We start from the raw sequence: 19,650 nt of genomic DNA on the forward strand, positions 1-19,650 counted from the left end.
AAATTCTGAAAGCAATTCACAACTGACTATTCTGCTGTTTCCATTGTTGTTTTGTTGTGTCGTGTCACGAAGATAATAAATTCTGAAAGCAATTCACAACTCCTTTTCCACGAGTCTCAATTACGGCTTCGTTGTGTCGTGTCACGAAGATAATAAATTCTGAAAGCAATTCACAACTTAAAGATATAACCAGAGTGAGCAGATGTAGTTGTGTCGTGTCACGAAGATAATAAATTCTGAAAGCAATTCACAACACTTAACCGGAACTGAATCAATTTTTTCTAGTTGTGTCGTGTCACGAAGATAATAAATTCTGAAAGCAATTCACAACAATATTGAGCTGGTGACGGAGACGGTGATAGTTGTGTCGTGTCACGAAGATAATAAATTCTGAAAGCAATTCACAACCCTGTGAAATCGTCGTAATCGGAAAGCGTTGTTGTGTCGTGTCACGAAGATAATGAATTCCCCATCAACACCCTCTATTATAAAAAATTACAATTAACCACACAACAAAAAAGAGAATTCCCCACGCGAATGACAAAATTGGCACAAGGACGGGAAAGACAGCAGATAGCAGTGCCGAAACTAAAAAATGTACAAGAAAATAACGCTTTTTCAACATGGCTTATATCCGTTTTTACTGTGCTGTAATTGAGGTAGTTCAGAACGGAAAATTCACTCCGTCTCTCCATAAGAAACCACATCATACAAGTCGGTTCGGCGGTCGCTGAGTGTGCGTACTGCGCCGTAGTGGTGCAGCTCTTTGAGCAGGTTCAGGTCCACATCTACAATGAGGGTGGTTTCGGTATTGGGTGTCGCCTCACCTTTGATGGCATTGGAGGGAAATGCAAAATCTGACGGGGTGAAAACCGCCGCCTGTGCGTACTGGATGTCCATATTGTTTACGCCGGGAAGGTTGCCGACGCAGCCGGTGATCGCGACATAGCACTCGTTTTCTATTGCGCGTGCGGCTGCACAGTGACGCACCCGGTTATAGGCGTTCTGCGTGTCGGTAAGGAAGGGAACGAACAGAATCTTCATTCCCTGTTGAGCGAGAATTCTAGCAGGTTCCGGGAACTCTACATCATAGCAGATGAGGAGTCCTATTTTTCCGCAGTCGGTATCGATCACTTTGATCAGGTCGCCGCCTTTCATCCCGTAGTATTTCTTTTCGTTGGGTGTGATGTGCACTTTGCGGTGTTCGTCGATCTTTCCGTTGCGGTGCAGCAGGTAGCTTACATTGAAAAGTTCGTCGTTTTCAGCAATCGGCATGCTTCCCGCAATGATATTGATGTTGTAACTGATGGCAAATTCGGATAGCTTGCTGCGGATTTCTGCAGTGAGTTCTGCCAGTTTAAACATGCTTTCCCGTTCCGTAAGATGGTTGAACGGCGCAAGGAGGGGAGTGTTGAAAAATTCGGGGAACATTACGAAATCCGACTTATAGTCCGCCATAGAGTTCACAAAGAATTCCACCTGCTCGAAAAAGGCGTCGAGATTTTTGAAATGCCTCATCTGCCACTGGATCAATCCAAGGCGGATTACCGAATCCTGCATGGTGTTGGGTTTCTTGCTGTAGTAGATATTGTTCCACTGCAGCAATACCGCATTTTCCTCGGAATGGGAATCTTCAGGAAGATAATTTTTAAGGACTTTTACCGGAAGAAAACTGTTTGCCAGCTGGAAACTTAGTACAGGATCGTAAATTTCCTTTTATCTTACCTGTCGGATATAATCTCTTGTTGAAAGCTCGGAGCTGTATTTATGGTAGTTGGGAATTCTCCCACCCACGATGATTGATTTCAGGTTCAGTTTCTCGCAGAGTTCCTTTCTTGCATCATAAAGCCGCCTCGCCAAGCGGAGTTCCCGGTATTCTGGATCTACAAAGATTTCGATTCCATACAGCACATTTCCGGTGTCGGAATGGGTGTCGAACGTGTAGTTCCCCGTAATTTCACGGTAGGTGTGATCATCGCCAAACAACTCGTATTGCACAATGAGGGAAAGACAAACCGCGGCTATTTTTCCGTCAGCAGTGATACAGATTTGCCAGTCAGGAAAAATCTTGAGGAGTTTCTGGATGCTCTTTTTTGACCAGATGTTTTCAGACATCGCAGGATACGCCTTTTTCATGGTTTCCTTCAGTCCTTCGTAGTCTTCAATCGTAAGTGGTCTTGTCTCGATTTGCATAGCTTGTTGTTTGGTGATATTTTTAAATAAGGATTCCGGAGCAATGGTCTTCTGGACTTCCGGTTGCGGAAGCTAAAACATTGTTGTCATTTTGCAGTCTTAAAACGCCTATGAGTGCAAAGATCAACGCTTCCTTATAATTAATGGTGAGCTCATCGGGAATGATAATCTCGGTTTTGGTTTTGGTTCTGATTTTCTCGATGAGGTAGGAATTATAAGTTCCGCCTCCGGTAAAAAGTACTTTGCCGAACCGGTTTTGGTTAAATGTTTCTGCAATCTGAACGGCGGCGTGTTCGGTGAAGGTGGCCAAAATATTTTCGGGCTTTTCGTGACTTAAAAGGGGAGTGATATTTTCGTTTACCCATTCAGCTCCCAGTGATTTTGGAGGTTCCTGGCGATAATAATCCAGCTGGTTCAAATTACTTAAGACTCCCTCATTAATTTTTCCTTTTCTCGCAAAATCGCCGTTGTCGTCGTAATCTTTGCCAAGGATTTTGCTGTAATGGTTGAGCACGATGTTCACAGGACAAATATCGAAAGCAATTCTTCTGTCATTTTTTTTGAAGGAAATATTGGAGAAACCACCGATGTTCAGACAGGCGTCGAAATAAGAAAAAAGAAGTTCGTCGCCAATAGGCACCAGTGGAGCGCCGTTTCCACCCATCAGTACATCCTGACTTCGGAAGTCATAGCAAACAGGAATTTGGTTGATGATTTTGATGGCTCTTCCGTCGCCGATCTGCAAGGTAAATTTGTTTTTTGGCTGGTGAAAAACCGTATGTCCGTGTGAAGCGATCACATCGATTTTGGTTAAGCCGTATTTTCTGATGTATTCATTCGTCTTTTCCCCTAAATAAAATCCGTATTCCGAATGGAGGGCGAGAAGTTCTTCAGCACCGAAATGGATCGAGTCTCGGAGTTTCTGCTCCCAAATCTGAGAGTAGGGTACCGTTTCGGCATTCAGGATTTGAAAACTCCATTTTCCATTGTCACTTTTTTCAAATGAAGTGTAACAAATATCGAGTCCATCGACACTCGTCCCCGACATTAAGCCGATCGCATGAAAAGTCATAGGATTAAATTTCCTATAAATCTACGAAATTTAAAAAAATGAATTTGCGATGCAGTGAATTTCTTGCGAGTGAATTCAAATTCTTAATTAAAAATTCACCATTGACAGCGAAGCGTTATCGCCCTTTCTCAGGAATTTTTTTGGCGTTGATGTTTCCAGAATTGTTGTAGAAAGTGTATTCCGAGAAGTCGTCTTTTGCTTTCATTCCATTGGCGCCGACCAACGTGGAGCCATCCTTGTCGGTCACATAAACGGTGTCGGAAGTATAGATCAGCCGTTTTCCCTGGTCCCAGTTCACCGACTGCATTGCGAACATTTGGTTCTCGTTGGTAATGATTTTCACATTTCCCTTTGCCTCATAAAACTTCTTTTTCTCGTTGAATTTGGCATATTTCGCACTGATCTTTCCGGGAACATTGGGCTTGGTTTTGTCGTAGAAGAGGATGTTGATTCCCCTTCTCGCCACGATATACGGCGAGTCAATATATTCGAATTTCTCGATTAGCGGTGCGGTTGCGCGCAGTTTTACCATTCCCGAATCACGCTGCACAATATTGGCATTGTTAATGATCTGCGACGGGAAGTTAGTGTTCTTGTTTTTATTGATTGCAGTAAGGTCTTCATCACAGGAATTCAAAACAAAAAATATAGCACAACCAAAAATGGCGGCTATACTTTTACTGAATATTTTGGGGATGAAATCCATTTCTTAATCGTAAAGACGTTTCATAAACCACTTGTCGGCAAAATTGATGCCTACTCGGAAGTTGATGAAATTCTGGCGGATCAGATTATTGTCGAGTGTACCTCTTTTACCGATTTCCACACCGAGGTCGATGCCGCTCATTCTGCTTGCGCTACGGTTTTCAAACGGAAGGGTGACACCTCCGGTAATCGCAAACTGGTTGATATTGGTGCCGTTGATTTTCAGGTTTCCTTTTTCGTAGTAAGCGCCGTATCGGTAGGTAACTCTGGATAGATAATTTCTGAAGTTGTTGTAGTTGGGTAAATACCATCCACCGGCTGCGATTCGGTAAGCGTTTTGGTTTTCAAACGGTTTTCCCAAAACCTGGATTGTTTCACCTTTTTTGAAATTAAACTGTGTGCCGTAGAACCATTTTCCGTCTCTTCCGTAACCTGCCCCTACAGATAACTCAGATGGAATGAGGTTTTTGTCTTTGGAGAAATTCTGCTCGATAATGCTTACATTCACTTTCGTGGTTCCCGGATAATAGAAATAGGTGCTGTTGGTGTACGCGGTTTCCATCTGTCCCGAATTTCCGAAAGTATAGGTCGCTCCCAAAGTAATTTTTCGGTCTTTCTCTAGGTTTTTTTGGTACGCTGTTCCCAAAGTGAAGTTGAAAGTTTTCACCTTGTTCTTAGTTTCGTAACCATTGATCAGTTCTGCGTTGCTATAGGTAAGTTCATTAATGTCGTAAAGATTTCCGAAGATGAAGTTAGTCCTTAAACCCACTGCAAATTCCGGGGTGATCTGGTAAGATGCAGCTGCCTGTACGGTGCTCAGCGTTCCTTCTCCCCGGTAAAGATTACCCTTGACATTCCCATCGGCTAAAGTTTCGGTATTGAGGATATTGTATCTCTTTGAGCTGTACGGTTGGTAACCCATTCCGAACTTCACTTTCGGAGAAATCGGGAATGCGATCGTAAGGTTTGAGAGGTAAGTGGAGTGCTTCGTTGCACTCGTGTTGTTATAGTTTGATTTGAAGAAATTGTTTTCGTTGGCTCCTTCAATTTTCACCGATGCGAGCTCCATATTTTTGTTTGCTGCAGGGTTGCTGAAATTGAAATTATTGTTGAAATCCCAAATATATGCTGTTGAAATACCGCCCATCGCATTGATATCCACTGTATTGTCATACTTCACATCACCAATTCCGAAAGCGGCGTAAGGAGAATTACCGATCGACTGTGCCTGTAGAAAAAATCCCGCGGCTACGAGCGGCAAAACAAAAAGTCTTTTCATTCTTTATTTTTTGAAAATAATGCGCAAATATCTTAATTATTACTGAATTGAGAAAATTTCCTTTGGTTAAAGTTTGTTAAGTGGAGTGGCAATTTGCTAATGTACCAATTTAACAATTTACCAATGTAACAATGTAACAATGTAACAATATGACAATGTATCAATGTATCAATGTATCAATATATCAATGTAACAATTTATCTACTGCAACAAGTGCAACCATTGCAACAAGTGCAACAAACTGCCCCAACATTTCCCCAAAAATCTAACTCATTTTTCTTACTTTTACGCAATGAACTGGGAACAGATTGTAGGTCAGCAGAAACTCCAGCAACTGCTCATAGAAAGCATCAAGGATCAACGAGTGAGTCACGCGCAACTTTTCGTGGGGAAGGATGGTTATGGCACTTTGCCATTCGCAATGGCTTTTGCCAAAGAAATTTTTAAGAGAGAAAATGAGCATTCCTCCTCAAAGGTGGAAACGCTGAACCATCTCGACCTTCACTTTAGTTTTCCTGTTTTTAAAGAGAAAAATGGGGGTTTGTCAACTGGATTTTTCGAACAGTTCAGAGAAATGGTGCTGGAAAATCCTTATTCCAACAGCGAAGATTGGAGCAAAATTCTGGAGTCCGAAAACAAGCAGCTCACCATTTATGCTGATGAAATCGACGATCTGAACAAAAAGTTTGGCTTGAAAAGTTTTGAGGGCGGCAGCAAAATCCTCATCATTTGGCAAGCCGACAAAATGAATATTTCCGCGGCAAACAAATTCCTGAAATTTCTGGAAGAACCGCCAAAAGGAACTTACATCATCCTGACTGCTGAAAATACCGACAATATTTTACCGACTATTCTTTCGAGAACCCAACTGGTCGAGATTCCGAGAATTAATGATGAAGATATTAAGCTTTTCCTTGAAAGAAACAGGACGGTTTCTGATTTGAAGATCAACGAAATTGTATTCGAAGCACAGGGAAACTGGAACACCGCACAAAAACTGCTTCGTTCCGAAAATTCAGATTCCGAGTTTGAGGAGCTTTTCGTGACCTGGGTTCGTGAAGCATTTCAAGTGAAGAAAAAACCGGAGTTCCTGAAAAACATTGTGTTTTGGGGCAGAAATATTGCTGGTTGGAATAAGGAGAAACAAAAAAACTTCCTGAATTACTGTGCTGAAATGTTTCGGCTCGCCTTACTCCAAAACTACGGGAACGAAAATTTGGTTTACAAGAAAATTGATTCGAGCGGTTTCAAGTGGGAGAGTTTCTCAAGGTTCATCCACGGAGCAAATATTGGTGCAATCATTGATGAAATCTCTGAAGCCGACTACCATCTCGAGCGAAATGCAAACCCGAAGATTGTTTGGACTGATTTGGGAATAAAACTATCGCGCTACATTCACAAATCGGCATAAAAAAACCACCTTTCGGTGGCTGATTTCTTAAGCTGCTTTTTTTGCGTCTTCTTTTTTCGCTTTTGCATCGCAACTGTTTTTGCAGTCTTTATGACCTTTCATATCGCAAGCTTTAGCGGTTTTCTTGTTGTCCATCTTGCACTCCTTTTTATCTTTTCCTGCGCAACACGCTTTCTTCGGAGCTTCCTGAGCGAAACCGATCGTGAAAACGGTAATCGCTAATACTGAAATAAACTTTTTCATATTGTTTTCGTTGGTATTTATGATGGGGCGAAGATATAAATATTTTTAATTCGGCAATAAAAAAAAGAAAAAAATCTACCACCTTTTTCTTCGGACATAGATGAAGGTAAGCAACGCGATGAGCGCCATTACTCCCAAAGTAACGAAGTAGCCTGACTTTGTGCGAAGTTCGGGCATGTTGTCAAAGTTCATTCCGTAAACACCGGCGATAAATGTCAATGGGAAAAAGTACATCGCATAGATGGAAAGTACCTTCATCACCTGGTTTGCCTTTTGGTCGCTCATCGCAAGATACATTGAAATAAGGTTGGCTACCTGTGTGTTGAGATGCTCAAAATCGGCAATTACATCTTTGTATTTATCTGCCAAATCGGTTACTGCGGAAGTGTCTAAATTAAGCAGCTTGAATTTATCTACCCAAACTGACGAAATGTTCAGGATTCTGGTATTGAGTCCCGCTTTTCGTTTCAGTTTGTAAAGCCGGCGAATCTGTACGGAGTTATTTGGATTTTTCAGGAAGATTTCATTCTCGATATTATCCATGGTTTCCATCAGGTTTGCCGCTTCATCATCGTAGGACTTCATGACTTTTAATGCGAGTTCCAAAGCAATTTGATCAGGGGTGATCTCGCTGTTTTCGGGCAAAAAGACCTCCTTCTTCAGTTCGTAAATACTGCGGTTTTTCATTCGGTGAGTCGTGATTACAATCCCATTGATGATAAAAACCCCGAGCTTTGTGCTGATATCACTGATCGTGTTCAGGTTTTGACGCTCCAGCTCTGTGTTTTCACGCATCAGATAGAATTTCACGTCGGCGTCTTCCTCAAACTTCGGCAAGTGATTGGGATCAACGGTGTCCTCAAGCAGCAAATGGTTTATCGCATATCGATCGTGCAGAAAATCCAGGTCTTCCTCTGTCGGAGCTTCCACGTCGATCCACTCGCAGTGTTGGTTTCGAAAAATTATCTCAATTGCCATTCCACAAAAATAAATATAATTTCTGGCACTAAACCTAAGTTTTTTTATATGTTTTAAATATGATATATCTTTGTGAAAATTTACCGAAACTATGATTAAAAGCATTATCAAGGGAATCGGGCATTATGTGCCTGAAAAGGTGGTGACTAACGACGATCTGTCGAAACTGATGACGACCAATGACGAGTGGATTACCGAACGAACCGGGATCAAGGAAAGACACCACCGGAAAAACAGAAACGATGCTGATGAAACCTCCGCTTATCTTGGTTTCAGAGCTGCTGAAATTGCGATAAAAAATGCGGGACTCACTGCAAAAGATATTGACTATATCATATTTGCGACATTGTCACCGGATTATTATTTTCCGGGATGTGGGGTGTTGGTTCAGGAAATGCTCGGTTGTGACACGATCGGTGCGTTGGATGTGAGAAACCAGTGTTCAGGATTCGTTTATGCAATGAGTGTTGCGAATGCTTTTATTAAATCAAAAACGTATAAAAACATTCTTGTAATCGGTGCTGAGATTCATTCATTCGGATTAGACTTTTCGGATGCGGGAAGAGGAGTTTCCGTAATTTTTGGTGACGGAGCGGGAGCCATAGTTTTATCGGGAACCGAAGACGAAAACGCGGGAGACATTTTAGCCGTAAACATGCATTCCGAAGGAAAATATGCCGACGAACTCTGTACCAAATTCCCAGGTTCCAAATACGGATGGAGCGACAGAATGCGCCTTGAACCCGAAAATGTTACCGACCACGAGGTTTATCCGATTATGAACGGTAATTTTGTTTTCAAACATGCCGTAACCAGATTCCCCGAAACAATGGAGGAAGCACTAAAATCCGCAGGAAAAACCGTTGAGGATTTAGATCTGTTTATTCCACACCAGGCGAATTTGAGGATTACCCAGTTCGTACAGCAATGCTTCGGACTTCCTGATGAGAAAGTTTTCAACAATATCCAAAAATACGGAAACACTACCGCCGCTTCAATTCCGATTGCTTTAAGTGAAGCAATTGAGCAAGGAAAAGCCAAACGTGGCGATTTGGTATTACTTTCTGCTTTCGGCAGCGGGTTTACGTGGGGAAGTGTACTTTTTGAGTATTAGAAACACCAACAGTAATTATTATTTTTTAAGAATATTTTTTGAAGCTCCCGAGAAAGGGAGCTTTTTTATCGCTTCACTTACTTGATTCCGCAATTGGTTGATTGGTGCTTTTTGTTTCTTATCAGAATCCTAATTTTTGTGATGATGATATTGAATAAATCAGCAAAATAATAGACCAACACTTTATGCTAAACAGTTCCACAAAAAATAATAGTTTTGATCTCGGCAGAATTGTACAAATTGGGCTTCACGACTTTTACGTGTTGTTCTTCAAAGTGTTCAACGTAAATACGCTTTTTACCCAGACCAAATAATCCGCAAACCGGAGATTTTATTAATAACATTTATGTGCAAAGCGGAGTAGAGTGGTCATCAGTTCCCGGTAAGATTATAGAAATTATTGGAAAAAAAATTCACTTGTCGACCTTTTCAACAAGCAGGTTTATCAGGTGAGTTACGGTCCTTTGGGAACAACTTTCGGTTATGGAGTTGGTACGCACTCCGGCAAAATGCTCGATTCGCCAATTGTTGAAATCCCGCAAGGAGTTAAGCTCATTCTTTCATTTTTCCATCCGGACTATTCAAAAAAATATGAAGGACACGAAATCGATGAACTTTTCGAACGGTACATAAGTCGCGAAGGAACACTTAGAGGTGCAGTAATTGCCGAGTTTCCCGACGGTTGGCAAGCGCCGCTCCTTTTTTTGGATTACAAGAATCGTAAACCTGCAGTTCCACATTATTTCTGTTGAGAAGAAATTCATCTACGATACCATGAATCATCAGCTGAAAGAATCCTATCTACCACAGTATCCACCGGGAACTAAACTGAAATTCTATAAAACTGTTTCGCCTTATGAAAAAATCTAACATTTTCTTAATAGTTCTTCTATTGCTTCCACTATTTTCGTGGAGCCAAATCATTAATATTAACGAAGAAAAAAAGGAATCCCCAAAAATTGATACTACGGGATTGCCGCCATGTATTATGGAAATCGTTAAGGGAGATATTTCCGGCTATCGCGGAAAAGGCATATTGCCGAACGGAATCGTCACTTTTACATTTTCTGTAACAAGACCCCCAAAATGTATGGATTGTTTCAGTGGCACCACTGTTCTTTATGAAAACTGCGAACGACTCATGCAGTACGGACAGGGATATGCGACGACATTGTACTTCTCACCACGTGTCAAAGAAGAATGGTTTCAAGTACCAGAATTTTACAAAATAGGTAGAGAGAAGAAATAAAATCCGCCTGCAGATCCAGTGTACACCTTCCTAGATTTCGGCAAAGAAAAAATATTTGAAATCGTTTGGCAATATAAGAACATCCCACATTTGAGAAAAAGGATGTCCTGAAAATTTCTCACCGAAACGGATTGAAACAGCCGAGGAAAAAGAAGTTGGTGAATCACTATAAAATCATACCAGAAAGAATTATCTTTAAAAAGGACAAAGTCGAGGAGACCGTTCTGATGTATTATCTTCAAACAGAAAACAAAGCGTTCATGATCCGAAGAAATGCCCATAAAACCGAAATGCTCTTTACCAAAAATTATCTGGATAGAGCGAAACTCCCGAAAATTTTTAAAGAAGAGGAATGGGAAGTTTGTTACCTTTTGTATTACTGATGATATCGGTTTCAACTGACTTTTGTCAATCTTGACAATTGTCATTATTAAATACATGTTTGAATATTTTAAATAGCCGTAATTTTACTTGACTTTTTGAAGGTAATTAATTAAAAACAAGATAGAATGGCTACAAAAGCAGCAAAAACAGAGAAGTATGTCTATTCCTTCGGTGGAGGAAAAGCTGATGGTAATGAATCAATGAAAAATCTTCTCGGTGGAAAAGGAGCGAACCTCGCTGAAATGGCGGGACACAAAGACCTTAAACTTCCGGTTCCTCCTGGATTTACGGTAACTACCGAAGTCTGCACCTATTTCTACAATCACAAGAAAACGTATCCTAAAGACCTTGAAAAACAGGTAAAAAATGCACTCGCAGAAGTTGAAAAACTGATGGGCAAAAAGTTTGGTGATGTTAAAGATCCATTATTGATGTCCGTTCGTTCCGGTGCAAGACGCTCAATGCCGGGAATGATGGATACTGTTCTCAACATCGGTTTGAACGATGATACCGTAAAAGGACTTATCGCAAAATCAGGTGATGAAAGATTTGCCTATGACGCTTACCGACGTTTAGTGATGATGTATGCCGATGTAGTGATCGAAAAAGCAGGCGGAATGGATCCTGCGAAAGGAAAGGGAATCCGTAAGATTATGGACGAACGCCTTGAAGAAGTGAAGAAAACAAAAGGCGTAGAGCTCGACACTGAACTTTCTGCAGACGACCTGAAAAAATTGGTAAAAGAATTTAAGCAATTAACCAAAAAACATTTGAAAGTAGAATTCCCGGAAAATCCTTGGGATCAGCTGATGGGTGGAATCGGTGCCGTGTTCGCTTCCTGGAACGGAAAACGTGCGATCGAATACCGTAGAATTGAAAGAATTCCTGATGAGTGGGGAACTGCGGTAAACGTTCAGGCGATGGTTTTCGGAAACATGGGCGAAGATTCCTGCACCGGTGTTGCGTTTACCAGAAACCCTGGAAACGGAGACGACCATTTCTACGGCGAATATCTTATTAATGCTCAAGGTGAAGACGTTGTAGCGGGAATCAGAACTCCTGCTCCGATCAACGAAACTTCGAAAAACGACCATTCCAAAGATTTGCTTACGCTTGAGAAATTTATGCCGAAACAGTATAAAGAACTGGATGAATACCAACTGCGTCTTGAAAAACATTACAAGGATATGCAGGATATCGAGTTCACCATCGAGAAAGGAAAACTCTTTATGCTTCAGTGCCGTGTTGGTAAGCGAAACGGAGTTGCCGCTGTGAAAATGGCAGCAGATATGTATAAAGAAAAACTCATCGACGCCGACACTGCGGTAATGCGAGTAGGTCCAAACCAGTTGGTGGAACTGCTTTTGCCAATGATCGATCCTGAAGAAGAAAAGAAAAACAAACCAGTTGCAAAAGGTCTTCCTGCGGGTCCAGGTGGAGCAGTTGGTAGAGTAGTGTTCACTTCGGAAGAAGCGGTTGAATGGGGATTGAAAGGTGAAAAAGTAATTCTGGTTAGAGAAGAAACTTCACCTGAAGATGTGGACGGAATGCACAAATCCCAAGCAATTTTGACCACGAAAGGTGGTATGACATCTCACGCCGCACTCGTTGCAAGAGGTTGGGGAAAATGCTGTATCGTAGGTTGTTCCGATATCGAAATTCACGAAAAAGAAAAGTATTTCGTAACGAATACAGGCAAAAAAATTCACGAAGGAGAATGGCTGACTTTGAACGGAACCAAAGGTGTGGTTTACGAAGGAGTTTTAGAACTGACCAATTCAGACCTTAACAAAAACGAGTCTTATAAAACATTGATGAAACTCGTTGACAAAGCTAAAAAACTGGGAGTAAGAACCAATGCAGATACTCCGAAAGACGCTTTGCAGGCAACTTATTTCGGTGCAGAAGGAATTGGACTTTTCAGAACAGAGCACATGTTCTACGGCGAAGGAAGCGAAAAACCACTCTTCCTACTCAGAAAAATGATCATGAGTACCACCGTGAAAGAACGTAAAGCAGCATTGAATGATCTCTTCAAATTTGTGAAAAAAGACATCAAGGCAACCCTTGAAGTAATGCATGGAAACCCTGTAACCATCCGTCTTCTTGACCCACCGTTACACGAATTCGTTCCTCACGATAAAGAAAAACTTCAGGAACTGGCAAAAGAATTGGGCGTAAGAATGAGCGTTCTGAACCGAAGAATTCTTGCCCTCCACGAAAACAACCCGATGTTGGGTCACCGTGGAGTTCGTCTTGGAGTTTCATATCCTGAGATTACGGAAATGCAGGCTCGCGCAATTTTGGAAGCAGCAGGTGAACTTCAGAAAGAAGGCAAAAAAGCATATCCTGAAATCATGATTCCTGTGGTGATGGGACGTCACGAGTTGACTCACCAAAATAATATCGTGGAGAAAGTTTATGCTGAAGTCCTTGAAAAGTTAGGTCTTAAAAAAATCGATTATCTGTACGGAACGATGATCGAAACTCCGAGAGCCGCGCTGAAAGGCGATTCTATGGCACAAGTTGCAGATTTCTTCAGCTTTGGTACGAATGACTTGACGCAAATGTCTTTCGGTTTCTCCAGAGACGATATCGGCGGATTCTTGCCAAAATATCTGGATTTGAAACTCTTGCCAGAAGATCCGTTCGTATCCATCGACCAAACTGGTGTTGGTGAATTGGTAAGAATCGGTGTAGAAAAAGGACGCTCTGTAAAACCAAAACTGAAAGTGGGAATCTGCGGTGAACACGGCGGTGATCCTGAATCAGTGAAGTTCTGCCACCGACTCGGTCTGAATTATGTGAGCTGCTCACCATTCCGAGTTCCGATCGCACGTCTTGCAGCTGCACAGGCAGCAATTGAAGAAAAGTAGTTTTATTTGATTAATGAAGAAAGTCCATCGAAATCGGTGGACTTTTCTTTTTTTATATAATTAAAGTTAATGTTTTAATTATTCGAAAACTTCCATTCGCTCCCCGTCAAAACTGGCGAAAACCATTTTAGGATGTGAATCCTGGTGAAAAACATTTCCATTTCTGTCAACGCCGATTGCACCTGCAAAACCGTCGATTTCCTTTAACTCAGAAAAAGTTTTTTCAAATGAGTTTTCAATCGACATTCCGTCAGTAACTCGGGTGACAATTTTCGTGGCGGTCGCGTTGCTCACAATATCTTCACCGACTCCGGTGCAACTTACTGCGCAAAACGAATTGGCATAATTTCCTGCAACCGTCGCCGAATCCGAAATTCTGCCGACAATCTCGAAACCTTTTCCACCAGTGGATGTCGCTGCTGCGAGTTTTCCGTCTTTGTCGAGGGCAACACAACCAACAGTGCCTTTTCCGCCGTTTTTCAGTTTTTCTTCATATTCTTTTCTTCGTTGCGGAATTTCGGTAGAAAAGTCCTGGAAACCATTTTCTGTAGCATATACTTTTGCACCGTCTCCACCGAGAACGCGGTCGTCTTCCTTCATTAATACTTTTGCAACCTCAATGGGATTCTTCACATTTTCTATATTTATAACTCCCGAAAACTTCTGGTTTTCACCGTTCATCAGCGAAGCACTCATTCTGATTTTACCGTCGCTCTGGATTTGCGAACCGATTCCTGCATTGAATAACGGATCGTCTTCCAACAAAGACACTGCAAAAACTACTGTTTCTTCTGCGGAATGGCTTTTCAGAAATTCAAAGGATTTCTTTGCGATTTCTTTCAGAGAATTCTGTTTGGCAACCTTCACTTCGTGGGTTTGGTCGCTTTCGGAAAAAAATCCGCCGTGGATAAGGAGTCGAAGCATTACAAAATGTTTAAGGTTTGAGGTTTGAAGTTTGAAGTTTTATGTTTGTTTCAAGTTTACTCACAATCTTATTTATTATTTTTATTTGAATTCGTGAATGCTTCGCATTTCAAGTTTCAGGTTCTACCTGCGATTCAGCGAAGAGAAAATTCACTCAAAGAGATTCACCGCGAAGCGAATTCACTTTTAAAATTCATCACGAAGCGAATTCACTGAAAAAAAAATCAGTTCGTCGCTGCAGTATTGTATTGCGAATTTTTTATGGTGAGGTCTTTCGTTTTCAGGTCAAACAGGTCGTTCTGCGACAATACGTGAACGATGAGATTGTCGATGGAAATCGGTTGTCCGAGTTCGATATTGGTGAGGTTGGTGTCTTTAATAAAACGTCCATCCACCAAAATTACGAGTCCGGAACCGATCGCGGTCATGGTTTCGTCTTTGATGAAAAGTCCGGTATCTTCTCCCAAACCGATTCCCAAAGTTCTCGGATTATTAACTACCGCCTGGAAAAGTCTTCCGATTCTTCCACGCTGAACGAAGTGGGTGTCAACAATTACATTTTCGATAAAGCCCAGTCCTTGCGTAATTTTGATTTCACCTTTCAGTAGTGCCTCGCTGCTCGAACCTTGGTAAATCATATTTTCCGAAGCGGCGGCAGCTCCAGCCGAAGTTCCTGCATAGATGAAATCCTGCTCCTGATATTTCAGAAGAATCGCGTCGTGAAATCTGGTTCCGCCCAGAATCGAGGTGAGCCGAAGTTGGTCGCCACCTGTGAACATCACAACATCTGCGGCGTTCGCTCTTGCTACGATCGCGTCGCTGTTTGCCTGCTCACGGTTTTGGATGTCTAAAATACTGACTTTTTTTGCTCCAAGAAACTCGAATGCCTTTTTATATTCGGGTCCCACAATCTGTGGAATTTGCGATGCGGTCGTGATGATCTCAAAAACAGAATCTTCTTTTAAACGCGATTCGTTGATGATTTTCCTTAGAATTCCTCTTTCAAAAAAATTGAGGTTTTTTTCAACATTATTGTCGTAATCGGTTTCCGCGAAACTGCCTTTGTTTACCGCTCCACCGATGATTACTAATTTTCCTGCTGGTCTCATATCCTGCAAATTTAGAAAAATAATTAACTCGCTGTTTAAATTTAGGGGATAAAATTAACTTTAAGAAAAACCATTGTTTGAATGTTTTGTTTGAATGAATGATGCCGGTTTCAAAATATTTTTTCGAATTATTAAGCATTTCCATTATCTTTGAAATAAGAAAAGAAATTTTTAGAATTAGAAAACCCGCAATTAAATATGAAAATCGAAAAAATACAGGTGTTAAGAGGTCCCAATATTTGGAGCATCCGAAGAAAAAAATTAATTCAGATGCGCCTTGACCTCGAAGAAATGGAACATTTGCCAACCAACAAAATACCGGGATTCAGAGAACGGCTGGAAGCGTTGATTCCATCGTTGATCACTCACCGCTGCTCGGAAGGAGTGGAAGGAGGTTTTTTCCACCGGGTCGAGATGGGAACGTGGATGGGACACGTTATCGAGCACATCGCACTCGAAATTCAGACTTTGGCGGGAATGGATACCGGTTTCGGAAGAACTCGCGAAACAAAAACTCCCGGAATCTATAACGTGGTTTTTTCCTATATCGAAGAAAATTGCGGCGTTTATACTGCGGAACAGTCTGTGGAAATTGCCCGATGTATCGCAGACGGAAAGGAATATAATTTGGAAGCGTGCATTCAGAAGCTTAAGGAAATCCGTGAACGGGAGCGACTCGGTCCTTCCACAGGAAGTATTGTGGAGGAAGCCGTTGCGAGAAATATTCCCTGGATTCGTTTGGGAAAAAATTCTTTGGTTCAGTTGGGATACGGCGTGAACCAGCAAAGATTTCAGGCGACCATTACAGGAAAAACCAGTTCGATCGCCGTTGATATTGCCTGCAATAAGGAATTGACAAAAAAAATGCTTGACGACGCTGCGATTCCCGTTCCGACAGGTGATTTGGTCGTGGATGAAGAAGATTTGGAAAGAGTAGTGCGCAGAATCGGTTATCCCATCGTTCTGAAACCGCTCGACGGAAATCATGGTCGTGGACAAACCATCAATGTCAATGACTGGGAAACTGCCAAAATTGGACTTCAACACGCGCAAACCGTTTCCAGAAGAGTGATTGTCGAAAGATATATCACAGGTTTTGATTTCAGGGTTTTAGTCATTAACCACAAAATGGTTGCCGCTGCACGACGCGTTCCAGCACATGTTGTAGGCGACGGTGAAATGAATATCCAGCAGCTCATCGACAAAGAAAATCTGGATCCGAGGAGAGGTTACGGACACGAAAATGTCTTGACAGAAATCCTCATCGATAAAGATACCAACGAACTTTTACATAAACTGAATTACACCCTCGAAACCGTTCCCTTAAAAGGAGAAATGGTTTATTTGAAATCCACAGCAAACCTTTCTACAGGTGGAACTTCCATCGACGTTACCGATATGGTTCACCCCGAAAATGTGACGATGTGTGAAAGAATTTCGAAAATCATCGGACTCGACGTATGCGGAATCGACATTATGGCAGAAAATCTCACGCAACCATTGAAAGAAAGTGGTGGAGCAATTCTGGAAGTCAATGCAGCACCAGGTTTCAGAATGCACCTCGCTCCAAGTGAAGGTTTGCCAAGAAATGTCGCCGCGCCGGTTGTCGATATGCTGTATCCGCACGGAAAACCGACGAGAATTCCGATCATCGCCGTTACAGGAACGAACGGAAAAACGACGACTACGAGATTAATTGCGCACATCGTAAAAAACAACGGTTTCAGAGTTGGTTTCACAACTTCCGACGGGATTTACATTCAGAATACGATGCTGACGAAAGGCGATACAACCGGACCGATTTCCGCGGAATTTATTCTCAAAGATCCCACGGTAGAATTTGCAGTTTTGGAAACTGCGAGAGGCGGAATTCTTCGTTCTGGACTGGGTTTCAGCTATTGCGACATCGGCGTCTTAACCAATATCAAGGAGGATCATTTAGGATTAAGCGATATTCATAATTTGAAGGATTTGACGAGAGTAAAAAGGGTAGTCCTCGATTCTGTGAAAAAAGACGGATGGAGCGTGATGAATGCCGACGACGAGTTTTCGATGCGTTTGCTGCCTGATATCGATTCCAAAGTTGCGATTTTCAGTTTGGATGAAAACAATGCACACATCAGGAAATTTGCAAAAGAGGGAAAAATCACCTGCGTTTACGAGGAAGGTTTCATCACCATTAAGAAAGGCGAATGGAAGATCCGGATTGCAAAAGCAATGAATATCCCAATCACGATGGAAGCGAAAGCCAAGTTTATGATTTCCAACGTTTTGGCGGCAAGTTTGGCAACTTACCTTTATGGTTTTGAAATTGAGGACATTGCGAATTCACTGCGAACATTTATGCCAAGTGCGCAACTCACTCCTGGTCGTCTGAATGTCTTTAAGTTTAAGAATTTCAAAGTGCTGATCGACTTCGCGCACAATCCTGCAGGTTACGAAGCCATCGAAGACTACCTTAAAAATGTGGAATCGAGCAAGAAGATCGGAATCATCGCAGGAGTTGGCGACCGTCGCGACGAAGATATTTTCGAGTGTGGAAAAATCGCAGGCAGAATGTTCGACCACATCATCATCAGAAACGAGAAACATTTGCGCGGAAGGACCGAGGAGGAAATCAATTCCCTGATTATTTCCGGAATTCAGGATTCAGGCAGAAATGTGACCTACGAAATTATCCCGAAAGAAATCGAGGCACTGAAACACGCGATGAGTATGGCGGAAGAAGGCACCTTTATCACAGCGCTTTCCGACGTGGTTTCCAACGCTATCGACTTGGTTCAGGAATACCAAAATAAGGAAATTTTGGAGGAGGGGAAGTTGTAGAGATTTGAATAGTTTTGGGATTTGTTGGAGGTCGGAAAAAAATATCAACCACCCAAATTTCACGTCATTTTCCCTTTTTATTTTCCCAACTTTTTCCCTATTTTTGACGAATGGAAAATTTCGTGGTTTCAGCAAGAAAATACCGCCCGCAAGAGTTTGACACTGTTGTCGGTCAGTCGCATATTACAGATACGCTGGAACATGCCATAGGAGAAAACCAACTTGCACAGGCATTACTTTTCTGCGGACCGAGAGGTGTGGGAAAAACCACTTGCGCAAGAATCCTCGCCCGAAAAATCAATGAAAGAGACGGATCGACCTCCGAAGATGGTTTTGCCTACAATATTTTCGAGCTAGATGCCGCTTCCAATAATTCCGTTGAAGATATTCGGGAATTGACGGATCAGGTTCGATTTGCGCCACAAGTTGGGAAGTATAAAATCTATATTATCGACGAGGTGCATATGCTGTCTTCTGCGGCATTCAACGCGTTTCTGAAAACGCTGGAAGAACCGCCTGCACACGCAATTTTCATCTTGGCGACTACGGAGAAGCACAAAATTATTCCCACGATTCTTTCGCGTTGCCAGATTTATGATTTCAAAAGGATTACGATTGAGGACATTCAGGAGCATCTGAGAAAAATTGCCGATAAAGAAAGCATCAAATACGAAGACGACGCACTTTACCTGATCGCCCAAAAAGCAGACGGCGCGCTTCGTGACGCACTTTCAATCTTCGACCGACTCTCGACTTTTTCGCAGAAAAATATCACGCTCGAAAAAGCAGCGGAAGTTCTCAACATTCTTGATTACGACCAATATCTCAACATAGTCGATTTGGCGCACGAAAACAAAATTCCCGACGCGCTTTTCGCTTTTAATGAAATCGTGAAAAAAGGTTTTGACCCTCATATTTTTATCGCTGGTTTGGGAAGTCATTTCCGTGATTTAATGATGGCTCAGAATACGCAGACCCTTAGTTTGATCGAGGTCGGTGAAAAGACGAAAGCCAAATTTTCGGAGCAGGCAAAAAAATGGAGTGCCCAACAATTAATCGACGCGGTTGAGATTTGCAATCACGCAGACATTAATTATAAAAATTCCAAAAACCCGCGATTGACGGTAGAAATCGCATTGATGCAGCTCGCTTCCCTAACTGCAAACGGAACCGATTCTAAAAAAAAAAGTTCCTGATTTTACCACCGTTTCCTGATTCGGGAAAAACCATCGTAGAAAATCAAAAACCAGATGCTCAATCGAACGTCGTAACTGTTGATGTTCAGAA

Annotated in this window: 15 protein-coding genes, 1 pseudogene and 1 CRISPR repeat array (1 of these 17 running past the window's edge); of the genes and pseudogenes, 8 read left to right on the forward strand and 8 right to left on the reverse strand. The window is 42.0% G+C overall.

What is annotated here, in order from left to right; genetic code table 11:
* Nucleotides 1–409: a CRISPR direct-repeat array (repeat unit 48 nt; unit sequence GTTGTGTCGTGTCACGAAGATAATAAATTCTGAAAGCAATTCACAACT); it begins 24 nt to the left of the window's first position.
* A gap of 269 nt (nt 410–678) precedes the next feature.
* The 4 genes and pseudogenes from MTP09_RS07120 to MTP09_RS07135 form a co-directional block, all read right to left on the reverse strand.
* Nucleotides 679–2,193 (reverse strand): annotated as a pseudogene (locus MTP09_RS07120) (nitrilase-related carbon-nitrogen hydrolase).
* A 22-nt stretch (nt 2,194–2,215) separates the two neighbouring features.
* Nucleotides 2,216–3,265 carry an anhydro-N-acetylmuramic acid kinase gene (locus tag MTP09_RS07125; protein ID WP_243551517.1) on the reverse strand — a complete coding sequence of 350 codons (1,050 nt, stop codon included), beginning with the start codon at nt 3,263–3,265 and terminating at the stop codon, nt 2,216–2,218.
* A gap of 115 nt (nt 3,266–3,380) precedes the next feature.
* A complete protein-coding gene (gene lptC, locus MTP09_RS07130) occupies nt 3,381–3,971 on the reverse strand; it encodes an LPS export ABC transporter periplasmic protein LptC (RefSeq protein WP_243551519.1) in 591 nt (196 codons plus the stop codon).
* Between the two features lie 3 nt (nt 3,972–3,974).
* Complete coding sequence (locus tag MTP09_RS07135) at nt 3,975–5,249, reverse strand: hypothetical protein (protein ID WP_243551521.1); 1,275 nt, start codon at nt 5,247–5,249, stop codon at nt 3,975–3,977.
* Nucleotides 5,250–5,541: 292 nt separating this feature from the next.
* Here MTP09_RS07135 and MTP09_RS07140 point away from each other — a divergent pair, with 292 nt between their 5' ends.
* Nucleotides 5,542–6,660, forward strand: coding sequence for a DNA polymerase III subunit (locus tag MTP09_RS07140; protein WP_243551523.1), 1,119 nt, complete (start codon nt 5,542–5,544; stop codon nt 6,658–6,660).
* Between the two features lie 27 nt (nt 6,661–6,687).
* Here MTP09_RS07140 and MTP09_RS07145 read toward each other — a convergent pair whose 3' ends face one another.
* Nucleotides 6,688–6,903, reverse strand: a complete 216-nt coding sequence (locus MTP09_RS07145; protein ID WP_243551525.1) for a hypothetical protein — start codon at nt 6,901–6,903, stop codon at nt 6,688–6,690.
* Between the two features lie 75 nt (nt 6,904–6,978).
* Nucleotides 6,979–7,881 carry a magnesium transporter CorA family protein gene (locus MTP09_RS07150; RefSeq protein WP_243551527.1) on the reverse strand — a complete coding sequence of 301 codons (903 nt, stop codon included), beginning with the start codon at nt 7,879–7,881 and terminating at the stop codon, nt 6,979–6,981.
* Between the two features lie 91 nt (nt 7,882–7,972).
* On the opposite strand from MTP09_RS07150, the gene MTP09_RS07155 reads away from it, so the two are divergent.
* The 5 genes from MTP09_RS07155 to ppdK all read left to right on the forward strand — a co-directional run bounded on the left by MTP09_RS07155 (nt 7,973) and on the right by ppdK (nt 13,504).
* On the forward strand, nt 7,973–8,995 hold the full coding sequence (locus tag MTP09_RS07155) for a 3-oxoacyl-ACP synthase III family protein (RefSeq protein WP_243551529.1): 1,023 nt from the start codon (nt 7,973–7,975) through the stop codon (nt 8,993–8,995).
* A gap of 449 nt (nt 8,996–9,444) precedes the next feature.
* Nucleotides 9,445–9,747, forward strand: coding sequence for a hypothetical protein (locus MTP09_RS07160; protein ID WP_243551531.1), 303 nt, complete (start codon nt 9,445–9,447; stop codon nt 9,745–9,747).
* Between the two features lie 104 nt (nt 9,748–9,851).
* The gene (locus tag MTP09_RS07165) at nt 9,852–10,244 is read left to right on the forward strand and encodes a hypothetical protein (protein WP_243551533.1); all 393 of its coding nucleotides are present in this window, start codon (nt 9,852–9,854) and stop codon (nt 10,242–10,244) included.
* 158 nt (nt 10,245–10,402) lie between these two features.
* On the forward strand, nt 10,403–10,627 hold the full coding sequence (locus tag MTP09_RS07170; protein ID WP_243551535.1) for a hypothetical protein: 225 nt from the start codon (nt 10,403–10,405) through the stop codon (nt 10,625–10,627).
* A 126-nt stretch (nt 10,628–10,753) separates the two neighbouring features.
* The gene (ppdK, locus tag MTP09_RS07175; RefSeq protein WP_243551536.1) at nt 10,754–13,504 is read left to right on the forward strand and encodes a pyruvate, phosphate dikinase; all 2,751 of its coding nucleotides are present in this window, start codon (nt 10,754–10,756) and stop codon (nt 13,502–13,504) included.
* 78 nt (nt 13,505–13,582) lie between these two features.
* Here the strand turns inward: ppdK and MTP09_RS07180 are convergent, their stop codons facing one another.
* The gene (locus MTP09_RS07180; RefSeq protein WP_243551538.1) at nt 13,583–14,428 is read right to left on the reverse strand and encodes an isoaspartyl peptidase/L-asparaginase; all 846 of its coding nucleotides are present in this window, start codon (nt 14,426–14,428) and stop codon (nt 13,583–13,585) included.
* Nucleotides 14,429–14,652: 224 nt separating this feature from the next.
* Nucleotides 14,653–15,537: a cyanophycinase gene (locus tag MTP09_RS07185; protein ID WP_243551540.1), complete on the reverse strand. Its 885-nt coding sequence runs from the start codon at nt 15,535–15,537 to the stop codon at nt 14,653–14,655.
* Nucleotides 15,538–15,735: 198 nt separating this feature from the next.
* Here MTP09_RS07185 and cphA point away from each other — a divergent pair, with 198 nt between their 5' ends.
* Both cphA and dnaX read left to right on the forward strand, forming a co-directional pair.
* On the forward strand, nt 15,736–18,363 hold the full coding sequence (gene cphA, locus MTP09_RS07190; RefSeq protein WP_243551542.1) for a cyanophycin synthetase: 2,628 nt from the start codon (nt 15,736–15,738) through the stop codon (nt 18,361–18,363).
* Nucleotides 18,364–18,473: 110 nt separating this feature from the next.
* On the forward strand, nt 18,474–19,559 hold the full coding sequence (gene dnaX, locus MTP09_RS07195) for a DNA polymerase III subunit gamma/tau (protein ID WP_243551544.1): 1,086 nt from the start codon (nt 18,474–18,476) through the stop codon (nt 19,557–19,559).
* Nucleotides 19,560–19,650 lie beyond the last annotated feature (91 nt).

It is taken from the genome of Chryseobacterium suipulveris (assembly GCF_022811685.1).
GTDB lineage: Bacteria > Bacteroidota > Bacteroidia > Flavobacteriales > Weeksellaceae > Kaistella > Kaistella suipulveris.

Excerpts from the sequence above, each read along its gene's own strand:
- MTP09_RS07125 (WP_243551517.1), bottom strand. The coding sequence starts at position 3,265 with ATGACTTTTCATGCGATCGGCTTAATGTCGGGGACGAGTGTCGATGGA.
- lptC (WP_243551519.1), bottom strand. The coding sequence starts at position 3,971 with ATGGATTTCATCCCCAAAATATTCAGTAAAAGTATAGCCGCCATTTTT.
- MTP09_RS07135 (WP_243551521.1), bottom strand. The coding sequence starts at position 5,249 with ATGAAAAGACTTTTTGTTTTGCCGCTCGTAGCCGCGGGATTTTTTCTA.
- MTP09_RS07140 (WP_243551523.1), top strand. The coding sequence starts at position 5,542 with ATGAACTGGGAACAGATTGTAGGTCAGCAGAAACTCCAGCAACTGCTC.
- MTP09_RS07145 (WP_243551525.1), bottom strand. The coding sequence starts at position 6,903 with ATGAAAAAGTTTATTTCAGTATTAGCGATTACCGTTTTCACGATCGGT.
- MTP09_RS07150 (WP_243551527.1), bottom strand. The coding sequence starts at position 7,881 with ATGGCAATTGAGATAATTTTTCGAAACCAACACTGCGAGTGGATCGAC.
- MTP09_RS07155 (WP_243551529.1), top strand. The coding sequence starts at position 7,973 with ATGATTAAAAGCATTATCAAGGGAATCGGGCATTATGTGCCTGAAAAG.
- MTP09_RS07165 (WP_243551533.1), top strand. The coding sequence starts at position 9,852 with ATGAAAAAATCTAACATTTTCTTAATAGTTCTTCTATTGCTTCCACTA.
- ppdK (WP_243551536.1), top strand. The coding sequence starts at position 10,754 with ATGGCTACAAAAGCAGCAAAAACAGAGAAGTATGTCTATTCCTTCGGT.
- MTP09_RS07180 (WP_243551538.1), bottom strand. The coding sequence starts at position 14,428 with ATGCTTCGACTCCTTATCCACGGCGGATTTTTTTCCGAAAGCGACCAA.
- MTP09_RS07185 (WP_243551540.1), bottom strand. The coding sequence starts at position 15,537 with ATGAGACCAGCAGGAAAATTAGTAATCATCGGTGGAGCGGTAAACAAA.
- cphA (WP_243551542.1), top strand. The coding sequence starts at position 15,736 with ATGAAAATCGAAAAAATACAGGTGTTAAGAGGTCCCAATATTTGGAGC.
- dnaX (WP_243551544.1), top strand. The coding sequence starts at position 18,474 with ATGGAAAATTTCGTGGTTTCAGCAAGAAAATACCGCCCGCAAGAGTTT.